Origin of the sequence: Aliikangiella sp. G2MR2-5 (assembly GCF_015687155.1) — a bacterium.
Classification (GTDB): domain Bacteria; phylum Pseudomonadota; class Gammaproteobacteria; order Enterobacterales; family Kangiellaceae; genus Aliikangiella.
On the sequence record NZ_JADPQF010000001.1, the window covers coordinates 533,987 to 554,961 of the forward strand.

At 42.6% G+C, this 20,975-nt stretch carries 17 protein-coding genes and 1 pseudogene; 10 read left to right on the top strand and 8 right to left on the bottom strand.

Annotated features, from left to right (window positions below):
• The first annotated feature begins 118 nt into the window (after positions 1-118).
• Together IYN84_RS02305 and IYN84_RS02310 are read left to right on the top strand one after the other, a co-directional pair.
• Positions 119-679 (top strand): RNA polymerase sigma factor, encoded by a 561-nt coding sequence (locus IYN84_RS02305; protein ID WP_196137550.1) that lies wholly within the window; start codon positions 119-121, stop codon positions 677-679.
• Positions 663-1,553 carry a hypothetical protein gene (locus IYN84_RS02310; RefSeq protein WP_196137551.1) on the top strand — a complete coding sequence of 297 codons (891 nt, stop codon included), beginning with the start codon at positions 663-665 and terminating at the stop codon, positions 1,551-1,553. The genes IYN84_RS02305 and IYN84_RS02310 overlap by 17 nt, the downstream gene beginning before the upstream one ends.
• A 76-nt stretch (positions 1,554-1,629) precedes the next feature.
• Here the strand turns inward: IYN84_RS02310 and IYN84_RS02315 are convergent, their stop codons facing one another.
• The 6 genes from IYN84_RS02315 to IYN84_RS02340 form a co-directional block, all read right to left on the bottom strand.
• Positions 1,630-2,187 (bottom strand): hypothetical protein, encoded by a 558-nt coding sequence (locus IYN84_RS02315; protein WP_196137552.1) that lies wholly within the window; start codon positions 2,185-2,187, stop codon positions 1,630-1,632.
• A gap of 186 nt (positions 2,188-2,373) precedes the next feature.
• On the bottom strand, positions 2,374-3,060 hold the full coding sequence (locus IYN84_RS02320; RefSeq protein WP_196137553.1) for a hypothetical protein: 687 nt from the start codon (positions 3,058-3,060) through the stop codon (positions 2,374-2,376).
• Positions 3,061-3,179: 119 nt separating this feature from the next.
• Complete coding sequence (locus IYN84_RS02325; protein WP_196137554.1) at positions 3,180-4,775, bottom strand: Na/Pi cotransporter family protein; 1,596 nt, start codon at positions 4,773-4,775, stop codon at positions 3,180-3,182.
• 9 nt (positions 4,776-4,784) lie between these two features.
• Positions 4,785-5,351 (bottom strand): AmmeMemoRadiSam system protein A, encoded by a 567-nt coding sequence (gene amrA, locus IYN84_RS02330; RefSeq protein WP_196137555.1) that lies wholly within the window; start codon positions 5,349-5,351, stop codon positions 4,785-4,787.
• On the bottom strand, positions 5,338-6,132 hold the full coding sequence (gene amrB / locus IYN84_RS02335; RefSeq protein ID WP_196137556.1) for an AmmeMemoRadiSam system protein B: 795 nt from the start codon (positions 6,130-6,132) through the stop codon (positions 5,338-5,340). The genes amrA and amrB overlap by 14 nt, the downstream gene beginning before the upstream one ends.
• Before the next feature lie 133 nt (positions 6,133-6,265).
• A complete protein-coding gene (locus IYN84_RS02340; protein ID WP_196137557.1) occupies positions 6,266-6,688 on the bottom strand; it encodes an Hsp20/alpha crystallin family protein in 423 nt (140 codons plus the stop codon).
• Positions 6,689-7,016: 328 nt separating this feature from the next.
• On the opposite strand from IYN84_RS02340, the gene amrS reads away from it, so the two are divergent.
• The 6 genes from amrS to IYN84_RS02370 all read left to right on the top strand — a co-directional run bounded on the left by amrS (position 7,017) and on the right by IYN84_RS02370 (position 16,041).
• Entirely contained in the window at positions 7,017-8,090 is a 1,074-nt protein-coding gene (gene amrS, locus IYN84_RS02345; RefSeq protein WP_196137558.1) for an AmmeMemoRadiSam system radical SAM enzyme, read from the top strand.
• A 651-nt stretch (positions 8,091-8,741) separates the two neighbouring features.
• Entirely contained in the window at positions 8,742-9,635 is an 894-nt protein-coding gene (gene proB / locus IYN84_RS02350) for a glutamate 5-kinase (protein ID WP_196137559.1), read from the top strand.
• Positions 9,635-10,891 (top strand): glutamate-5-semialdehyde dehydrogenase, encoded by a 1,257-nt coding sequence (locus IYN84_RS02355; protein ID WP_210330271.1) that lies wholly within the window; start codon positions 9,635-9,637, stop codon positions 10,889-10,891. Before proB ends, IYN84_RS02355 begins: the two co-directional genes overlap by 1 nt.
• Before the next feature lie 1,001 nt (positions 10,892-11,892).
• On the top strand, positions 11,893-13,272 hold the full coding sequence (fadI, locus tag IYN84_RS02360; RefSeq protein ID WP_196137560.1) for an acetyl-CoA C-acyltransferase FadI: 1,380 nt from the start codon (positions 11,893-11,895) through the stop codon (positions 13,270-13,272).
• The gene (gene fadJ / locus IYN84_RS02365; RefSeq protein ID WP_196137561.1) at positions 13,272-15,458 is read left to right on the top strand and encodes a fatty acid oxidation complex subunit alpha FadJ; all 2,187 of its coding nucleotides are present in this window, start codon (positions 13,272-13,274) and stop codon (positions 15,456-15,458) included. Before fadI ends, fadJ begins: the two co-directional genes overlap by 1 nt.
• Positions 15,459-15,708: 250 nt before the next feature.
• A complete protein-coding gene (locus IYN84_RS02370) occupies positions 15,709-16,041 on the top strand; it encodes a TfoX/Sxy family protein (protein ID WP_196137562.1) in 333 nt (110 codons plus the stop codon).
• A 66-nt stretch (positions 16,042-16,107) separates the two neighbouring features.
• On the opposite strand, the gene IYN84_RS02375 is transcribed toward IYN84_RS02370, so the two are convergent.
• A complete protein-coding gene (locus IYN84_RS02375; RefSeq protein WP_196137563.1) occupies positions 16,108-16,998 on the bottom strand; it encodes a GGDEF domain-containing protein in 891 nt (296 codons plus the stop codon).
• 305 nt (positions 16,999-17,303) lie between these two features.
• A complete protein-coding gene (locus IYN84_RS02380; protein WP_196137564.1) occupies positions 17,304-18,044 on the bottom strand; it encodes a YciK family oxidoreductase in 741 nt (246 codons plus the stop codon).
• Positions 18,045-18,187: 143 nt separating this feature from the next.
• On the opposite strand from IYN84_RS02380, the pseudogene uvrY reads away from it, so the two are divergent.
• Positions 18,188-18,834, top strand: a pseudogene (gene uvrY / locus IYN84_RS02385) (UvrY/SirA/GacA family response regulator transcription factor).
• Between the two features lie 162 nt (positions 18,835-18,996).
• Positions 18,997-20,820 carry an excinuclease ABC subunit UvrC gene (uvrC, locus tag IYN84_RS02390; RefSeq protein WP_196137565.1) on the top strand — a complete coding sequence of 608 codons (1,824 nt, stop codon included), beginning with the start codon at positions 18,997-18,999 and terminating at the stop codon, positions 20,818-20,820.
• The last annotated feature ends 155 nt before the right edge of the window (positions 20,821-20,975 follow it).

A 20,975-nucleotide genomic window follows, 5' to 3' on the forward strand; every position in this document is an offset into this window, starting at 1 on the left:
AATTGAAATACGGAAAGGCACGGATTAGTTAACTTTTTAACTAAAAAAGAAAATTTCTTGTAAGAAAGAGATAATCTCCTTCGTCCTATAGGATAGAAGCGCGATAAGGAGAAAGTCATTGAATAAACAACAACACACGGCCAAAATTGCCGATTTGGCAAACCAATATGGACGCCAGGTGTTTCAAACTGCTTTTCGCTTACTGGGAGATAGCCATCTGGCTGAAGATATTACCCAGGAAGTCTTTTTAAAGCTGTTTAAGAAAACGCCTGAAGCATTCGACAAAATACTAAACTGGCCTGCTTACCTAAAATCCATGGCATCATCGAGTGCCATCGACCAACTAAGACGTCACAAGCGGTTATCAGAGCAACCACTGGAGCCCGGAGAAAATCAGACGAGTTCTTTGGGTAATCAGGAGGCCAAAGATCCTTTCGGACACTTGGCGACTCAACGAGATTTGGCGAGCTTTCGTAAAGCTCTGACTGCTCTCACGGCTCAAGACGCTCAAGTTTTTTGCTTGCGACACGTCGAAGAAATGTCTTATCGAGAGATAGCTGATTTGCTGGATATTTCAACGAGTCTGGTTGGTGTTACTCTGCACCGCGCTCAACAGAAGCTTTCTCAATTGTTGGGAGAGTCACAATTTTTAGGAGCAGGTTATGAAATCACAGGATAATTTGAGTTCTGAATTAAACCATTATGTCGAAGTTTTAAAGAGTAATGAGCCATCTGAAAAAGATATGCAAAGGATGGAATTTAACTTACAGGCTGCTATTGCCAAACAGGGACAACTTGAGTCGGCGAATGAAGAGATTCCGTCTGCTAATCAATCGCTCTGGCAAAAGTTAGCTGAGTCTTTTAAAGCAATAGTGCAACTACCCTCGCTGAAATGGGGAGGAGCGGCCGCTTCCTTAACTGCTTTCATGATTAGTATTGTTTTTTGGGGTGGTAATTCTAGTGTCGCTTTTGCTGAAGTCGTGGCTGAGCTACAAAAAATCACCAGCATGCGCTTTGTCAGTGAGATGAAAAATCAGGGAAACACAATGATGCAGCTCAAAGTGTTTTATCGACAACCCGGACAAGTGCGTATCGAGACGACGCCTTTGGTTGAAAATGGCGAAAATGCAACGAGTATAAATGTACTGGATACTTCGTTGGGAAAAGGAGTGATTTTTCTTGAAGGACCAAAGATGGCTATGCCTTTTAACTTTGAAGCCAACGATCAAAAGTCTTCGCCGCGGGAGAATCCGTTATTCTGGTTCGATGCAATTCATGACTATGACGGGCCGGTAACAGAGTTAGGTTGGAATACTGTCAATGGTGTTGACGTTTATGGATTGTCATTTATTGAGTCTGGAGTGGAAATCATCCTTTGGGCGGATAAAAAGTCACATCTTCCGGTTCAGGTGATAGTTAGTCAAAAGGATTATAGTGGGCAAGAGTCCTTTTCTATGACTGCCAATGTCGAATTTAACATTCAGCTGGCTAGTGAACTATTTTCGCTGGAGATTGATAGTTCCTACATTACAGCAGGAGATGAAAATAAATAGGCAGAACTGATGTGAAACCACTGTTAGTGGTGATTAGTGTGGCATCCTGAAATTTACTCAGGTTGCCACTTGCTCATTATCTTCTATTGGAAATGATTCTCGAGTCTAGCGTCCATACTTTCTTATCTGTACTTGTATGGCTTTCCCAGCGAAAGCTATTCTTATTTATACTATGAAATCGAATTTTCATAAAAGTCTCCTGTCCATCTATTGATTTTCTGGTCGCACTTAAATGAATTTCGTCGTCTATTTTATCGCCAATGAAATCCTCGAATGAAGGCCCGCCCATTACGGCTAAATAGGTATGTTTCCATTGTTCTATCTGCGGAGAAAAGCTACGCAACGTAGTTCCTGCATAGACTAAATCACCCTGTGGATTAAACATCCTAAAATCGTCTTGAACCATATTGCCGTTAAAAGTATATCTTCCATCCCATTGGCAGTTCGCCCTGTTTTTTACATCGCCATTGGCATCGAGCTTTTGCCACTCGCAGCTCCAATTTCCGATCAAGAATTCATAGTCTTTTTTCTTTGCAATAAAATCCTTCTCTTTGTTGGATTCCGCTATGGAAGCATTGCTCACCAGAGACAATGTGAGTGATAAAATGATGCAAGGGATAGATTTGAGAGACATAGCCACTCCTTTAGTTGATATGTTGGATTTGATGTGCTGGATTCGATGTGTTGATAATCTAGTCCGGACTAGCTAAAACACAATATAGAAGGTGCGAAACACTTGCTTCCAGTGATGAGGTTAGTGATTTGTGAAATGTTTTCACGAACTCGTCTGGTTATCTAATCCAATTCCATGGTTTCGTATTTAGTCAGAAACCACCAGTTCATAGCTAAGATCCAAGCCTGCGGTGTCAATAGCATTGATAGACAGGTAGTAAATATCACCAACAACTGGTGTAAAAGTAAAAGACTGACCGTTACTGGATAAACCGTTCAGTGTAGACGCTATAACATTTCCCTCTGAATCGTACAGTTCGATATAAATATTGGTATCTTGATAGAAAGGCGTTGTACAGTTGCCTGGCTCTCGACACACATAGGCAACGTGCAGATTTCCCGAGCGAGAAGCAAAAACAACCATATCGGTAACATCGTTAATAGAGTTAATCGTACCACTAATGGAAACCGTTGCCCCTTGCTGCATAATAAATGCCAGTGCCTGCTCAAAATTGTCGTTTGGCTCTTGTTCGTTAGTCTGAGAAATGCCAGCTAACGCATCGAGATAGTCTCCGCTAATAATTCCGGCAGCAAAATCCTGCTCGGGTAAATCGTCAATACAGTCGACCTGCTCTGTACACTGGCCACTGTACCAGGCAAACGCTAAAGAAATACCAAAGGGATCATTGAATGAGTTGGAAGGGCACAGGTAAATGCTGCTTCTAAAGCAGATTTTTGGCTCCTCGCTTTCGCTGCCACCGCCACAACCAAGGAGGCCTAAAATGATGGCTGTACCGACAAGGCAGATCAAGCAACTGATTTTAAATAGAGACACTTTTATAACCTGGTTAACTAATGCTGATAATTTGGCTAATAAAAATTAATAGCCTTTTTCTAGTATAGCCCAGAGTCTTAAAGTATGAGATTGTCGGAACTCATTAATTGATCTATTTGTTAGACTTTAGATACCTGATTTAAATGCTCATAACTATAAGTTGCGTACTCTCCGGCGTTATATAGTTCGCGATTTAAATTAAGCAAGCTACTAACTTCTATATTGGTAAGTTCCGGTTCTGAATCAACTTCTAACAAGGCTTGCTGGCCCTGTTCCAGACAAAGCTTCAAATTGACTCGATAATCTTCCAAATCTTGTTGTGACAAAAGAATGCCTTTGGAAGTGAGTGACTCAAGTAATGCGCCGAACATTTGTTTTAGATCTTCAAAAAGATTTCGAGAGGGCTGAAAAATAACGCTTTCTGATTGGACCGCCCCTTGTTCTGATTGCAGTTTTGAAACGTCATGGATTACATCATTGAGTGACTTATAGGAAAAAATCGCGTATCTGACTACTTGCCTGAGTTGTTCAACCTCTTTGACCTCATTCTCTTTTAAAGCGTGTTTTTGTAGGCGTTGACAGAAACGCAGAATTTCTCCCTCGATTGCTTTTAAATGATAGTAGGTCTCCTTTCTTTGCGAGTAAGGAATCTCCAGAAGCTTTTGATTAGCTCGCAAAGCTCTCGATAACAGTTCTCGCGACTCGTTCTGGAGTGCCTGAATTGCAATTGCCGGAATATCGAGTGGAACTTTATTGATGTAGTGGGCGTGTGAGACAGTTTTGTCTTTAAATTTTTGTTCGAGAAAATGACTGAATTTGGAAAGTGCCGGTAAAAAAATGAGTATCCCTGTAAAATTAAACAAGGAATGAAATGCTACCAGCTGGTACAAAGGATCATTTATCTTCAGCCAATGGGTGATAGTGACAATAAATGGCAATAGAAGTAAAAAAGCAATAATGTCAGTGATGACATTAAATAACAGGTGCGCCATCGCCAGTTGTCTTTTAATTCCTGCTCCCCTGATACTGGCCAACAACACTGTGGATGTCGTTCCTAAATCGGCACCGATAACAATTGCCCCTGCCTGTTGTAATGAAATCGCTTCAATATTCAACGCGCTCAAAGTGATCATCATTGCTGCTGAACTGGATTGAATTATTCCACTAAGCAGGATTCCAAAGAATAGAAAATAGAAACTGGATTGATTTTGCAGAGATTTAATCTCAAAATGCTGTGCCAGACCTTGCGCTGAACCTTTCATCAGGTCGAGCCCCATCAATATTAATCCTATAGCGATAAAAGCCCAGCTCCAGTTTTTCAATTTTTCATAGGATGAAAACACATATATCAGTCCACCCAGACCAACCAGGTAGATAGCGAATGCGGTAAAATTGAGTTTAAAACCAATAAAAGTCGCCAGCCAGCCGGTAAAAGTGGTTCCCAGGTTTGCGCCTATCATGACTCCTATGGCGTTAAATAAAGGTAATATTCCTGCACCACATAGTGCCAAAACAATTAAACCTACGAGTGAGCTGCTTTGTACCAGTGCGGTAGATACAATTCCGGTACCTATCGCACCCATGCGGTTATCGGTATGCTGGATAATCGTTTTTTGAAGACGACCGCTGGCGGATTGTTTGAACGCCTGTTCAAGCTGTTTCATTGCAAATAGAAACAGTCCAATCCCTGTAATAAACTCTAGTAGGGAAGTCAATGAGCAGCCTTAGTCAATCACATCTGTTGTATATCGAAATACACGAATATTTTCATGCCAGAAGCCTTGGTCTAATCCTGCTTTTTGTTTTAAATGGGCTAAAAAGATTTCTTTTTCTGGTAAATCTTTCCAGACGCTTGGAAGAAAGGTTCCTTTATGACCATTAAACTTTAAGATTAAGCCATCGACATTCGGGTTAATTTGAGAAAGCAGATCCGCTTCGCTGGCGAACTCAATTTCGCTCGGTGGAGATAAAATTGAAACTGAAATATGCAGTAGAGGCTCCTCGATCGAATTAACCGGCGGAAAACGAGGATCGTTAAATGCCGCGGCATAAGCATGTTCGGCAACATCCTGGATTAACGGCTGGTATGGCTCCAGAGTACCAATACAACCGCGAAGTTGATTCCCTTCTTTAAGGGTTACAAAGCTGGCGCCTTGCGCTTTTAAATTATCTGAATATTTTTCTAGCTCTAAAACCGGAGGCTCTTTATAGGTCAAGCCGTACTGAATTGCATGATGGGCAACCTGTAAAATATTTTGCTTGTCTTTTAGTGTCAGTTTAGTAGATGGCATAGGCCCCGTATCCTACAACGCGAGAGTGATCGCCGGCAGTATCGCCGGAGTTACATTGACTGAGTGTTGAGACTTTCCAGTTTTTTTCTTTGGCTATTTTGAGTAGAGCGTTAATTCCTGTACTGCCGCAAGCGCGGTTATGGTCAATGAGTTGATACTGACCGTCCTCAATAAGTTGCGTAGTCTGCAGATCGATACGTCGCGCCGTATTGTAATCGTGAAAATGACTTAAATCTGAGCTTACCAGTAATAGCGTTCCTGGTAGATCAAGTAAAGGAGAAAGCACTTCTGCGACTTTCTCTGAAGATACGTCGCCAAATACTATCGGCAAAATAGGCATTTCACCATAGATGCGTTGAACAAAGGGCAGTTGAACTTCAATGGAATGTTCCTGCTGATGTGCCGGGTCATTAACTTGTACCTGGGCAAAGCGTAATGCTATTGACAAGGCCTCTTTATCGATGGGAAGCTCGCCCAATGGTGTCGAGAAATAGTCGCAAGAGGGGACTGCCAGTCCGTGAATGAACACTCGATGACAAGGGCCGATAATAACAATGCGCTCAATATTGAGATCGGGTTTTAGTAGTTGATAGGCCTGAGCTGCGGTAGTGCCTGAATATTGGTAACCGGCATGTGGAACAATTAATGCTTTTACTGGATGTTGAATGGAACCTGCGATCGGCGTCACCGACTCAAATAATAGAGCCAGCTGGTTGGTTAACCGCTTGGAATCTGCTGAATAGAAAGAGCCCGCAACTGCCGGAGGTCTTACGCTAATCATCCTGCAACCTCAATGTTAGTGTCAGAAATGATAAAATTGCTTCGATAATAAGCATAGCGCGACAAAGGGCGCCGTTCAACTGCGCCCTGGAATATTGTCTCGGATTAAGACTCAATCTCCAAATAATCGAAAATCAGTCTATCGCAATATGGCGTTGCTGGCTGGTTGGTGTTTCCGTCTTTCTCAAATGGAGTATCAACAAACCATCCTTAAACTCGGCTTTAATATCATCTTCCCGAACGTCATCTGGTAGATTAAAACTTCGTTCAAAAGAGCCATAAAAGCGTTCCATTGTATGCAGCTTTTTATCTTCCTTTTCAAATTTTCTATCACCGCTAATTGTCAGATATCCATTAGCAGTAGCTACCTTGATATTTTCTTTCTTGACTTCTGGAAGTTCGGCTTTAATGAGATATTCATTGGCATCTTCGGTGACATCAACTAGTGGCTTCCAGTTTGTCTCAAAGCCATTATCATGCGAAAAATTTAACATTCGAGATTTTGGTGTGAAAAAGTCGTCAAATTCTCTGAAGGGATTCCATCTTACCAGGCTCATAATCAATCTCCTCTTGTTTATGATGTTAAAAATTAACTGCCAAAAATAAGTAAAGAAAACACAACTTTTACTCTGGCTATTTTAAGACGAAAATCTAATCCGAATTTTGACCCAGGTCATGCTGGTGGTTGCTTGCTTTTAAATTGCTGGCACGTATTATGCGCTGCGTTAGCAAATGAAAAATCTATTCAATATTAGCGATTACACATTAAAGTGCTGCAAACAAATATATTGCTCAATGAAATAATGAAAAGCAGGTTAAAGACTATTTTTCATAAGCCTTAATTGATGAGCTTGCTTTTTAGGAAAATACCACCATGATTGAATTATGAATACTTCAATTCACAAAACGCAGTATTGGCATCGGCTGGAAGATGGTCGAGTGCAGTGTGATCTATGTCCGCGTTATTGCAAGTTAAAAAAAGGACAGAGAGGACTTTGTTTTATTCGCCAAAACGAGGAAGATAGGCTAGTGTTAACTTCCTATGGGCGCTCCAGTGGGTTCTGCATTGATCCTATTGAAAAAAAGCCACTTAATCATTTCTATCCGGGAAGTTCTGTTCTTTCATTTGGCACTGCTGGTTGTAATTTAGCCTGTAAGTTTTGTCAAAACTGGGATATCAGCAAGTCTCGAGAAATTGACAAGCTGGGCTCAAAGGCAACACCACAACAGCTGGCTGATACTGCGCGTGAATATGGATGTAAAAGCATCGCGTTTACCTACAATGACCCGGTTATCTTTCATGAATACGCAATCGATGTTGCCCAGGCTTGTCATGATTCCGATATTTCAAGCGTTGCAGTAACTGCCGGCTACATATGTGAGGAGCCTCGAAGGGAATTTTTTAAATATATGGACGCTGCCAATGTCGATCTAAAAGCGTTTACCGAGAGCTTTTATTACAAATTGACCGGCGCTCACCTGCAACCTGTGTTAGATACTTTGCTTTATTTGAAGAAGGAAACAGATGTCTGGTTGGAGCTGACAACCTTGCTCATTCCGGGAAAGAACGATTCCAGCGAAGAGCTGGAAGCTATGACCCAGTGGGTTGTCGAAAATCTGGGCCCTGAAGTTCCCATGCATTTTACTGCATTTCACCCTGACTGGAAAATGCAGGATATCCCTCACACACCCGACTTAACACTTTCCCGAGCCAGAGAAATTGCAATGAAAAACGGCATCTTCTACGCCTATACCGGTAATACTCATGACAAAGCTGGGCAGAGTACCTATTGTCATCACTGTGGGGAGTTAGTTATTGGCCGCGACTGGTATACGCTTAGTGACTGGAATCTGGATGCTGGCGGTAAATGTACTGCCTGTGGAGAGGCTGTTCATGGTGTTTTCGAGGCAAAACCCGGTACCTGGGGAGCAAGACGGTTGCCCGTTAGAATTGCCTGATTTTCTTGCACATTTCTTAGTTAACTTCTTATCAATCTACTCAAAAAAATTTTCTGTGTACAAAATTTTATTACTTTTAATTATGTTTTTAAGCATTAGGGTTGCTTGTTATCTGGATTCTACTCGGGCAATATAGTCGAATTGTCGGAGCGATTGTATTATTAACATTAATACTGATGGTACTGAAATTAAAAATACTGAAATTAAAAATACTGAATTTGAAAATACTCAATTTAAAAATACTTAACCGAAAATCAGCAAAGCGAAAAACCGTAAAATAGCAAACCGAACCTTAAGCAAAATGAAATTTCACTTCAAATTATTACAGACTGGAATTTTATTGACTGACTCTCTGTTAGCTCAGGGGGATTCTTATTCTCAAATTTATACCGATTCTCAAGTTTATACCGAATCTGACAATCTACTCGCTCATATCTCCTCAAACTCTCTTCCCGTATTACCCGTATCTCCTCGTCCCCTTGTGGGTAACTAATCGATCCAGGCCGGCTCGGTAGCAGCCCTGAAAAAGCTACTTCAATATACGCAATCGATATTCAAAACCATTTCATCATGGTGCTTTATCTGGCGTATTTTAATTTCTCGGGATGAATTTATTTTCGTTTCAACCGCAAAGCATAACGGTCAGACTTTGTGAACGAACAATCAGGTGAAAATTTTATGGTTATGCAAACCAAACAATGGAAAAGGGTGGTCGTCAAAGTAGGAAGTGCTTTAATTGCCCCAAGTGGAGAAAGGTGCAGTACAAAGTATTTATTGGCATTGGCCGACTACCTTCATATATTAATTGCTCAGGGCTCTCAGCTAGTGATTGTCAGCTCCGGTAGTGTGGCCGCTGGCGCCGGGGTTACCGGAACATCAATGACTGCCAAACTAAGTATTGAAAAAAAGCAGGCGCTTGCGGCTGTGGGGCAGTCACAAGTGATGCAACATTGGCAAAAGCTGTTTGATCAAAGTTGTGCGCAGATACTGCTGACCCGTTCTGACATTGAAAGTGAACGACGAAGAAGCAATGCAAAGAATACCCTGGAAGCACTATTTGCAATGGGGGCTATCCCTATCATCAATGAAAATGATTCAGTTGTAATTGACGAGCTGGTGGTTGGCGATAATGATAATCTGGCCGCACAGGTCGCGGTTTTATGTCAGGCGAATACGCTGATTATCTGCAGCGATGTTGACGGTCTTTACGACAAAAATCCTTCTCTATTTTCCGACGCAGAATTGATTTCTGAAGTCGAAACTATTTGCAATAACGTTTTAGGGTTTGCCAGTGATACAGACAATCCGATTGCAACAGGTGGAATGCGAACCAAACTTCAGGCGGCTCAATTTGCTACTCAAAATAATGTAGACACCTTTATTGTTAACGGTAAAAGTGCTCATACTTTCGAAAAGCTAAAGAGTGGTACAAATCCGGGGACCTGGTTTAAAACACAGACAAACACCAATAAATCGATACGGGCACAATTGAATTCTGTCGGTGAAAATGATTCGCAAAAAAACGCTCAAGTAGAGGAAGTCTGATGATGAATGCTCAAAATTATTTGGTAAAAATAAAGCAGGTAAAACAGCAGTCGAAAGAGTTTGGTTGTATATCGACAGAACAGAAAAATCAGACTTTGTTGTCTATGGCGGTGTTGATTAAAGAAAAGCAGAAAGAGATTCTTGCAGCCAACCAACTGGATTTAGAATCTGCGATAAAGAGCGGTTTATCTGATGCTATGGTCGATCGTCTGAGATTAAATGATGAAAGAATTTGCCAAATGATAGAGTCTTTAACGCAGGTGGCATCTCTGGACGATCCTTTGACCGTCGAACGAAACGCGATAGTTCGTCCTATTGGCATCGAGGTAAAGAAGAAGTCGATACCACTGGGTGTCATCTTGATGATTTATGAGTCCAGACCTAATGTAACTGTAGAAGCTGCTGCGCTCGCTTTAAAAAGTGGGAATGCCATAATTTTAAGAGGAGGGAAAGAGGCATTTGAAACTAATCAGCTTCTGGGAACTATATGGAAACAGGCGCTATTGGAAAATGATTTGAATGAAACCAATGTATTTGTGCTGGATACTACTGATCGAGAGATACTGGATGAATTATTAAAAATGGATGAATTTATTGATGTGGTTATTCCTCGGGGAGGAGAGGGACTCATTCGTCATGTGGTTGCCAATAGTTACATTCCTGTTATCAAACACTACAAAGGTGTTTGTCATCTTTATATCAATCAGTCGGCTGATTTTGAAAAGGCACTAAATATTCTGGTTAATGGAAAAACGCAACGGCCTGGCGTGTGTAATGCACTGGAAGGTCTGCTTGTTGACCGCAGTATTGCGGCCGACTTTTTACCGGCAGCGGTTAAAGCGCTGCGAGAGAAAAATGTTGTCATAAAAGGGTGTGAAGAATCATGTGCAATCGATAGCTATATCGAGCTGGCAAAAGACGATGATTTTGGCGCCGAGTTTTTGTCGTTGATAATTTCCTGCAAGGTAGTTTCGGACTTGGAAGAAGCGATAAAGGTTATTGATCGATATGGCTCAGGGCATACCGAAGTGGTTGTTACTGAAGACTCAAATGTCGCGGAAAGATTTATTAATCGAGTGGATGCTTCTGTGGTTATGGTGAATGCGTCATCACGCTTTTCTGATGGAGGAGAATTGGGGTTGGGGGCCGAAATTGGTATTTCGACTTCCAAGCTTCATGCTTATGGACCTATGGGACTGGACGCTTTGACGTCGGAGAAGTTTGTTGTTGTGGGGGACGGGCAGGTAAGGGGCTAGAGTTATAAGCACCATATTTAGATATGGTGCTGTTACTATTATTTCGTTCTGTATTTGATTGATAAAGTCGAGGCTTGAGCTTTACATAGTTTTGAATCTAATTTCGATTTTTGATGTTGATGACAGACTTCTCACTAAAGGGGACCTTTTAGCTTTTTTATAAAAGCTAGGGAAAACTTAATTTAAGAGCGTTTCGCAGCGCTGCGCTTTCCTGCGAGTTTCTTTTGGCCAAAGCCCCAAAAGAAACCAAAAGGTCATCACGCTGAGTTAACTAGTCCCTATTGACTTTCAATTTAATCAAAGCCTTTGCCTGCTCCCAACTTGAAGCCGATTCTTCAGGCAGGGCAAAAACTCGCTACGCTCAAACATTCACCCTGCTTATCTGAAGAATCATTCATTCCACAAGGCCGTTAAAACAGCTAAATAAAGCCAAACCGATTTTTTACCAACGACTATAGTCACAACTGAAAATGTATTATTCATGGTTCATAGAGAGGTCCTAGTAGAGGGTGGGGCGTGAACACAAATAGGTGGTGGGCGATCAGGCTCTTTCAAGACCTTATCTGATGTCAACAGCGCTGGCCCAGCGGCCTGAGCGTCGGGCGTTTTTGGTTACTTTTTTCGCTCTTGAAAAAAGTTACTTATGTCCATGGATGGACTGTATGCAGTTTTTGCAGGAGCAAAAAACTGTCGCAGGAAAGCGCAGCGCTGCGAAATGCTCTTGAACTAATAATTTTGCTAAGCTTTTAAAAAAGCGGAAGTCCCCTTTAGATAATAAGCTGTCGAATTGTTAACAGTCTGGCCTCATAAACTCGCGGTTAATCTAAAGATCCCCCATTAACACTTTGATAAGCATTAATTCAAACAAACGTTTGAATTAATTGGTCGGATGAGTTAAATTCTGCTCAATAACTTGAAAATTAAACCATTCCCGTCAATTTGTACTAAGTTTTAAACACAACTAAGTGTTTGAAAACTTTAACCTTAAGTGAGAGTGAATTATGAGCGATACGCCAGAAACCAAGGCGTCTGTCGAAGAGGCAGAGGCGGCGCAAAAGCCGAAAAAGTCGAGTCCACGTAAGAAAGTGAGTAAAGCTTCCAAGCAAGAGAGAGTGGCGGTTGTGGCCGGTTTAAGAACCCCATTTGCTCGTCAATTGACTCATTTTAAGTCGGCCAACGCCATCGAAATGGGCAAAATGGTTGTTTCTGAAATGCTGGAAAGAACTGAAATTGACCTTTCGCTGGTTGAGCGAGTGGTATTTGGCCAGGTACTGGTTCACCCTGAAGCGCCCAATATCGCGCGTGAAATTGTGCTGGGCTCGGGCATGAATGTGAATACCGACGCCTATAGTGTTTCACGAGCCTGTGCCACCAGTTTCCAGTCGACGGTCAACATTGCCGAATCCATTATGGCCGGCGCGATTTCCGTCGGCGTCGCCGGCGGGGCAGATACTTCTTCGGTTGTACCGATTACCTTCAGTAAGAAATTTGCGGCCTTGATGCTTGATTTGTCAAAAGCGAAAACCATGGGGCAGCGTTTAAAGGTTCTCAGCAAGCTCAGGCCAAAAGATCTAACGCCAATACCGCCTTCGGTAAAAGAGTATTCAACCGGTCTAACTATGGGGCAAAACGCCGAGCAGATGGCACGTGACCATGGTATCAGCCGTGAAGCGCAGGATGAGCTGGCCCATCGCTCACATACTCTGGCAGCGAAAGCCTGGAACGAGGGTCTGCTCGATGACGAGGTTATGACTGCTTATGTGCAGCCTTATAAAGAGGCTTTAAGCCGCGACAACACGGTTCGCTTTGATTCCAAACTGGAAAGCTACGCCAAACTTCGTCCTGCTTTTGACCGACAACACGGTACTCTCACCGCGGCGAACAGTACAGGACTGACTGACGGCGCGGCATCTTTGCTGTTGATGAGTGAGTCCAGAGCAAAAGAACTGGGCTACGAGCCAATGGGCTTTATTAAAAGCTACGCATTTGCCGCAATTGACGCTACTTGCGATATGCTGATGGGACCTTCCTACGCGACACCTATGGCGTTGGACAGAGCCGGTATGCAGCTGTCTGACCTGACTCTGGTTGATATGCATGAAGCTTTTGCCGCACAAACTCTGTGTAATGTTCAAGCATTCGGCAGCAAAAAATTTGCCGAAGAAAAACTCAACCGTTCCAGCGCAATCGGCGAAATTGACTGGGATAAGTTCAACGTGCTCGGCGGCTCTCTGGCTTACGGGCATCCGTTTGCTGCAACCGGCGCAAGAATGATTACCCAGATGCTCCGCGAGCTAAAACGTCGTGGTGGCGGAACGGCGTTGACTACTGCTTGTGCTGCCGGTGGACTGGGCGCGGCGATGATTCTGGAGGTGGAATAATGAACAAGCCTGTTGAAAATGCTTCCGCTTTCTCACTAGAAGTCGCAGACAATGGCGTTGGCTGGATCACCATGGACGTTCCCGGTGAATCACAAAATACGCTCCGTGGTGAGTTTGTTGACGATATCACTGCACTGTTTGATGAGATTGAATCTAACAGCAATATCAAAGCGCTGGTTTTAATCAGTGGGAAAGATAATAACTTTGTTGCCGGCGCGGATATTTCCATGCTGGAAAAAATCACCAAAGCCGAAGAAGCAACAGCTTTGGCCAAACAGGGCCATCAGGTTTTTGCTCGAATGGAAAACCTGAAGGTTCCGGTAGTCGCGGCTATTAATGGTGCCTGTCTGGGGGGGGGGCTGGAATTGGCTTTAGCCTGTAGTCACCGCGTTTGTACCGATGAGCGCGCGACAAAAATTGGTTTGCCTGAAGTTCAGTTAGGTGTGCTCCCTGGCGGAGGTGGAACCCAGCGTTTGCCTCGACTGATCGGTATTGCTTCGGCGCTTGATATGATGCTCACTGGTCGTCAACTGGTGGCCAAGCAGGCTAAAAAGCTCGGACTGGTCGACGAAGTTGTCCCGCTCGCGAACTTAAGAAAAGCAGCAGAAAAACTGGCACTTAAAAATGCAGGCAAAAAGAAGCGTAAAGTTCGCGAGCTGAAAACCGAGTTTAAGCCTTCTTCACTGTTGAAAATGCCAGAGTTGCAAAAGTTGGTTCTGGAAACAAGTTCATATGGTCGCAAAGTGATTTTTGATAAGGCTTTGCAAGCTGTATTGAAAAAAACACGAGGCAACTATCCTTCACCACCAAAAATCATCGAATGTGTTCGCGTGGGTATGGAAGAAGGATTTGAAAAGGGTCTTGACGTTGAAGCAAGAAACTTTGGAGAACTGGTTGTTTCTCCTGAGTCGGCTCAACTTATGGGTATCTTCTTTGCAACGACTGAAATGAAAAAAGATACCGGCGTTGATTCTGACATCACGCCGCAATCGATTGAACGGGTTGGTGTACTTGGCGGCGGATTAATGGGAGCCGGTATTGCGTATGTGACTGCTGATAAAGCGGGTAAGCGGGTTCGTATCAAAGATATCAGCGAGCAGGGAATCAATAGCGCACTCAAATATTGCTGGGAAATTTATCGCAAGCAGGTCAAACGCAGAAGGCTTTCAATTAACGAAGCCAGTAAACGTTTTGCCGCGATTTCCGGTACAACGGACTATCGTGGATTTAAGCGTAGCGATCTGGTGATTGAAGCGGTATTCGAGGATCTCGAACTAAAACGCAATATGGTGAAGGAAGTTGAAGCTGTTTGTGGTGAGAAGGTTATTTTTGCAACCAATACTTCCTCCATTCCGATCAAAGATATTGCTGAAGCTAGCAGCCGACCTGAACGAGTAATTGGCCTGCACTATTTTTCTCCAGTTGAAAAAATGCCCCTTCTGGAAATTATCAGGAGCGAACATACATCCGATGAAGTCATTGCCACCAGTGTCGAGTTTGGCAAGCAGCAAGGCAAAACAGTAATCGTTGTTGAGGATGGTGCTGGCTTTTATGTCAATCGAATCCTCGCCCCTTATATGAACGAAGCTGGCCGCTTGGTCGCTGAAGGTGTTGCCGTTGATTTAATCGATAAGACTCTGGTTGATGCAGGCTTCCCGGTTGGTCCAATGACTCTATTGGACGAAGTGGGTATTGATGTTGCTACTAAAGTAGCACCAATTCTGGAAGAAGCTTTTGGCGAGCGCATGGCGCCTCCGGCAATGTTCGATAAGCTCAAAGCAGATGATCGCAAAGGTCGTAAAAATGGTAAAGGTTTTTACCTGTATAGTGGAAAAGGTAAAGGTAAAAAGCCGGTGGATGAGAGCGTTTATCGAGTGCTTGGCGTGACGCCCAACAAGATGATGAGTGCTGAAGATATTACCGAAAGATGTTTATTAATGATGGTGAATGAAGCAGTTAAATGTCTTGAGGACGGTATTATTCGTAGCCCACGAGATGGTGATATCGGCTCGATTTTTGGTATCGGTTTTCCACCATTTCTTGGTGGTCCTTTTCGCTATATTGACGCAATTGGAGCGGATAAAATCGTTCGCAAAATGGAGTCTCTGGCTAACCTGCAAGGAGAGCGCTTCAAGCCGGCTAAAATGTTGGTGGACAAAGCGAATACCGGAGAAAATTTTTACTAGATTTTCAATTAGATTTTCTCCCTGTCATTAAAAGGAAAGATTTTTATCTTTCCTTTTTTTTTAAGAACAAAGAGAAAGACTGCACAGGCAATGATTTTTGTTTAACTCATATTAGTTTATTATTTGACGATTCGGCAAGTTAAGCGGTATTAACTGATTGAACTAGCTGGCAAGTCGCTGACTTTTTTGCATAAGGTGAGTTAGAGTTTTATGCTTGAATAGTTGATGACACTGAATGAGATAATAATCCATGGCATATGACAAGGAATTGGCCCAACGGCTTGATGAATATTTTGCAGAGAATAATGACGCTGAGTCAAAAAAAATGTTTGGCGGACTTTGTTATTTGATTCGGCATCATATGTGTGTCGGTATCGTCGGTGATTCCTTGATGGCACGTGTAGGGCCGAAAGCGTATGAAAGCTGCCTCAAACAGAAGCATGTCCGAGAAATGGATTTTACTGGAAAAGCTATGAAGGGAATGGTATTCGTTGCGGCCAAAGGTATTGAAAGTGATGCAGAGCTGTATAAATGGGTCAGTATTTGTGAAAGCTTTGTGAAGAGTCTGCCTCCTAAAACATAGGCAGTAATATCCTAAAAATACAGGACTATATCGATAGCAATATTTGGTTTCTCTTGCGTTGCCACACTATTTACTAACTATCACTCTGTCTCGTCCGCTTTCCTTGGCTTGATATAGCGCTTTATCGGCTTTATCCAATGTATTGTGTACATCGCTAAGGCTCCTTGTCGAAGCAACACCAATAGAAGCGGAAATTCGAATATCCTGATTAATTTTGAATTCAAGAGACTTAACTTGTTTGCGAATTCTTTCGGCGATAAATTGTGCGCCCTTGGTATCAGTATTCCCCAATAACACCACAAACTCTTCGCCTCCATAGCGGAATACTTCATCTGAACGGCGAATAGTGCAACGTATTGATTGGGCAACATTTCTGAGTACCGAGTCTCCAACAATGTGGCCGTATGTGTCATTGATTCGCTTAAAAAAGTCGATATCAATTAAAAGCAATGAAAAACCGGTTAAGTGTCGCTTAAAAGAGCTGGTTTCTCTGCTTAGTGCTTCTTCAAAGGCTGCCCGGTTGCTAATTCCTGTGAGAGGGTCTCTATGAGCTTCTGCTACTGCCTGTTGGTATAGTAATGCATTTCGTAGAGGATAGATTAATAAGCTCAAAAGCTTTTCAATCAACTCTGTTTCTCTAATGGAAAAGGGTGTCTCTCTGGTGCATTGGATCTCACCTAAATGACTGTCTTCTAGTTCCAGTTGATAATGACATGTATGTTTTTTAACGCTGCCTGTTTGGTATTCCAGCTCTTTATCTTTGTGTTTATATTGGACACTATCACAGGGAACAATCTGGGCCGTGTGTTCGCAAAAAGTTTGCAGTAACGGTGGGAGCTCAAGCGTTTGCTGAAGCTGCAGTGCCAGATGGGTGATGTCGAATTCTTTACCTGCACTATTTGCGGCAACTCTATAGCGTTCGAGCCCTATTATCTTTGATTGTGTCGGAGTGTTCATATAATTACTGCACTTTATCTATCTGCTGGCATTGTAAAATCCATATTGGATTTTGGTGATTTCCTAACAAACACAGCAATAGCTGTGCCATAAATAATATGTTCTTTAAAATCAGAAAGATAGAGGCTTTATTTTAATTTGAGACTTGTTTCGGCAAAAAATTGTCGGAAATTTGGCTTTGTAACTCTTTCAATCTAAGAAATCTCTGAGGCCAATAAACAAAAGTGTCAAAAAAGCGGCAAAAAGTTGCCGCTTTTAACTAATTTAGAACTGTATGGGTTGGAAACAATGTCCAGAAAGACTCTTTAAACTTGAGCGTCAATTGACTGACCATGGACATCTTTACTGTCACTTCCCATTAAGTATAAATATAAGGAAGCAATCTGTTCCGGAGTCTTAAGAGAGTATTTATCTTCTGCCGGGTAGGCTGTTGCTCTCATTTTAGTGCGGGTAGCCCCGGGATTTATCGCATTGACTCGTATGTTGGAGCCTTCTAGTTCATCAGCTAATACCTGGGTAAAGCCTTCGATGCCAAATTTTGATACTGCATAGGCTCCCCAGAAAGCTCTGCCTTTTCTTCCGACACCAGATGAGGTGGTAATAATTGATGCGTTGTCTGCCTCTCGTAGGAGAGGAAGACAAGCTTGAGTAAGAAGAAAAACCGAGTTTAAATTAACCTGAATTAGCTGGTTCCAGGTTTCTGAAGACGTGAACTCAATTGGTGTGAGTTCGCTGATCATCCCTGCATTATGCAAAATCCCATCGAGGCGCCCTAACTCAGAGCGAATTGTATTAGCGAGAGATGCAAACTGCTCTGGCGATGCATTAACCAGATTTAAAGGTAAAATTGCTGGCTGAGGATAGCCTGACGCGATAATCTCATCGTAGACGGCTTCCAGTTTGGAGGTATCACGGCCATGAAGTATTACTGTGGCTCCAACTCGAGCGTATTCTTTAGCCACTGCTTTCCCAATGCCATCGCTTGCGCCTGTAACCAGTATAACGCGGTCTTTTAATAGGTCATCGGGGGCTTGGTAGTTGTGCATGAATTATCCTGTTTGTTTTTGTTGCATATTGTAATTTTAACAGCCATCAATAGAAATAGCGTAATCATATTTTCACATCTAGAATTAAGTGGTAAGCTTTCTTAATAGCTGGCGAATTGGTGGCCAGTTCAAGGAGGGATAACTTGATTAAAGTACTCGTTGTTGACGACCATGATTTAATAAGAACCGGAATTAGCCGACTATTGGCTGACGACGATAAAATAGAAGTGGTTGGTGAAGCGTCTAGCGGAGAAGATGGCGTTTCTAAAGCCAGAGAATTGAGGCCAGACGTGGTATTGATGGATGCAAATATGCCTGGCATTGGTGGATTGGAAGCTACACGCAGACTGGTCCGCTACGATCCTGATATTAAAGTGATTGCGGTTACCGTTCATGGAGATGAACCATATCCAACTCGGTTTATGCAGGCTGGAGCTGCTGGATATGTCACAAAAGATGCTGATATTCAGGATGAATGATAATTGCGATAAAGCAAGTCGCAAGCGGTAAACGGTATCTCGCTCCGGAAATTGCGCAAGCAATGGCGTTAAGAGCTGTAAATCCGGATGATGGAAGTCCATTTGATGAACTATCCGACCGTGAAATGCAGGTTATGTTAATGATAACCAAAGGCCAAAAAGTCCAGGATATCTCGGAACAGCTTTTTTTAAGCCCTAAGACGGTTAATAGTTACCGTTATCGCTTGTTTGAAAAGCTCAAAATTGAAAATGATGTCGAACTGACTCACTTGGCAATTAAACACGGCATTATCGAAATGGAAAAGCTGTAGCTCTTAGCTTCAGCTTTTCCAAAGTTTTTCGACAAAGTGTTTAAAGTTCCTGGTTTGGATATATTCCAGAATTCTACTTCGCTCATTGTTTCGTATTACGAATATCGTATAATATTTCTCATTCATTAGTTAAAGCTATCAATTATTTCTCGCGATTCAGTTGTGACCGACTCTCCAAACCAGTTTGACCATCAGACTTTCTTAAAGAACCTGACGCATTTACCCGGTATTTATCAAATGATTAATGATAACGGGGATATCATTTATGTTGGAAAAGCCAAAAATCTAAGAAAACGAGTATCAAGTTACTTTCAGAAGCAGGATCACTCCCCTAAAACCAAGGTTATGGTTAGTCAGATTCACGAAATTCAGGTGGTAGTAACTGATAGTGAAAATGAAGCGCTAATTCTGGAAAATCAATTTATCAAAAAACATCGTCCCAGATATAACGTAATATTTCGCGACGATAAGAGTTACCCCTATATTTATCTTTCCGAAGAAGACTATCCACGACTCAGTATTCAACGCGGCGCCCAGAACAGGAAAGGCAACTATTTTGGACCATTTACCGGGTCTACTGCCGCACGGTACAGTATTGCTTTAATGCAAAAGTTGTTTCAAATTCGGCAATGTGAAAATAGCGTATTTAAGTATCGCTCTCGTCCATGCCTGCAATATCAGATCAATCGTTGCAGCGGCTCTTGTGTTGGTAAGATCAGTCAGAGCGATTATTTGAAAGACGTTGAGTTGGTAAGACTTTTTTATCAGGGCAAAAATGAATCGGTAATAAAAGCTTTAACTGAACGAATGGAAAAAGCGTCAGAAGATCTGGCATTTGAGAGGGCTGCACAAATTCGTGATCAAATTATTCAGCTTCGACGCGTGTTGGAAAAGCAGACAGTTCAAGGTACCGGTATTGATATCGATATTATCGCGGCAGGGGTTGTCGAAAAAACTGCAGGTATATTCGTTTTGCATGTTCGAAACGGTCTGGTTCAGGGAAGTCGAAACTTTTATCCAAAAATTCCACAGGATACAAGTGAAGAAGAGGTGCTGGAGTCTTTTATCGGTCACTTTTATTCGGTGAGTAATAATGAAGTCCCAAAAGAAATTGTAACCAATCTGGCTCTGCCCAATGAATCCGAATTAGCGACTATTGTTGGTCAAATTCGAGGCTGTCAAGTCCGACTGGCACACAAGGTAAAGACTGATCGGGCTGCCTGGCTGGAAATGGCGACGCGCAATCTCAGTGAAATGCTCGGCGCAAAACTGGCTACGCAACAACATACTCGCAAAAGAATGCAGGCTCTAATGGATGAATTGAATCTTGATAAAATGCCATATCGAATGGAGTGCTTCGATATTAGCCATTTTCAAGGAGAGCAGACTGTGGCTTCGTGTGTGGTTTTCGAGAAGGGGCAAGCCAAGAAAAGTGACTATCGTCGATTTAATATTGAGGGAGTTGAACCGGGCGACGACTATGCTGCGATTGAGCAGGCTGTAAGACGACGTTTTAATCGCCTGGTTAAAGAAGAGGCCCGATTACCAGAGTTATTAATCATTGACGGTGGAAAAGGGCAGTTGAATCAAGCACAAAAGGTGCTGGAAGACCTCAATATAACTGACGTTACCCTGATTAGCGTTGCTAAAGGAAGTGATCGAAAGGTGGGGATGGAGCAGATTTTCTTTCCTTCTGAAGCGATTGCTACACGTCTCAAAGAAGATTCTCTGGGACTACATTTGATTCAAGCTATTCGGGATGAAGCTCACCGGTTTGCTATAACTGGACACAGAGGAAAAAGGGATAAACAGCGAAAGGTTTCTGTTCTTGAAGGTATCCCCGGTGTTGGAGCTAAGCGACGGAAGGCCATTATTCAGCATTTTGGAGGGCTTCAGGGGGTCAAAAGGGCAGGAGTGAACGACTTGAAGGAGGTTGAAGGTATTAGTCAGGCGATCGCTCAAACGATTTATGACTATCTTCATTGACGACCTCTGTTGTAGGTTAGTGACCAATGGTCTATATATTTGCCATTGTTACAAATTTCAGCTAATTCCTGTGCTATGTTAGACACTTGTACAAATTTGGGATGACATCTATTTTACCGATGTTACAATGGCCTGCATTAAAACAGCCGTTAAAC

Excerpts from the sequence above, each read along its gene's own strand:
- fadI (WP_196137560.1), top strand. The coding sequence starts at position 11,893 with ATGAGCGATACGCCAGAAACCAAGGCGTCTGTCGAAGAGGCAGAGGCG.
- IYN84_RS02370 (WP_196137562.1), top strand. The coding sequence starts at position 15,709 with ATGGCATATGACAAGGAATTGGCCCAACGGCTTGATGAATATTTTGCA.
- amrA (WP_196137555.1), bottom strand. The coding sequence starts at position 5,351 with ATGCCATCTACTAAACTGACACTAAAAGACAAGCAAAATATTTTACAG.
- fadJ (WP_196137561.1), top strand. The coding sequence starts at position 13,272 with ATGAACAAGCCTGTTGAAAATGCTTCCGCTTTCTCACTAGAAGTCGCA.
- amrB (WP_196137556.1), bottom strand. The coding sequence starts at position 6,132 with ATGATTAGCGTAAGACCTCCGGCAGTTGCGGGCTCTTTCTATTCAGCA.
- amrS (WP_196137558.1), top strand. The coding sequence starts at position 7,017 with ATGAATACTTCAATTCACAAAACGCAGTATTGGCATCGGCTGGAAGAT.
- IYN84_RS02310 (WP_196137551.1), top strand. The coding sequence starts at position 663 with ATGAAATCACAGGATAATTTGAGTTCTGAATTAAACCATTATGTCGAA.
- IYN84_RS02355 (WP_210330271.1), top strand. The coding sequence starts at position 9,635 with ATGATGAATGCTCAAAATTATTTGGTAAAAATAAAGCAGGTAAAACAG.
- IYN84_RS02340 (WP_196137557.1), bottom strand. The coding sequence starts at position 6,688 with ATGAGCCTGGTAAGATGGAATCCCTTCAGAGAATTTGACGACTTTTTC.
- IYN84_RS02380 (WP_196137564.1), bottom strand. The coding sequence starts at position 18,044 with ATGCACAACTACCAAGCCCCCGATGACCTATTAAAAGACCGCGTTATA.
- IYN84_RS02375 (WP_196137563.1), bottom strand. The coding sequence starts at position 16,998 with ATGAACACTCCGACACAATCAAAGATAATAGGGCTCGAACGCTATAGA.
- IYN84_RS02315 (WP_196137552.1), bottom strand. The coding sequence starts at position 2,187 with ATGTCTCTCAAATCTATCCCTTGCATCATTTTATCACTCACATTGTCT.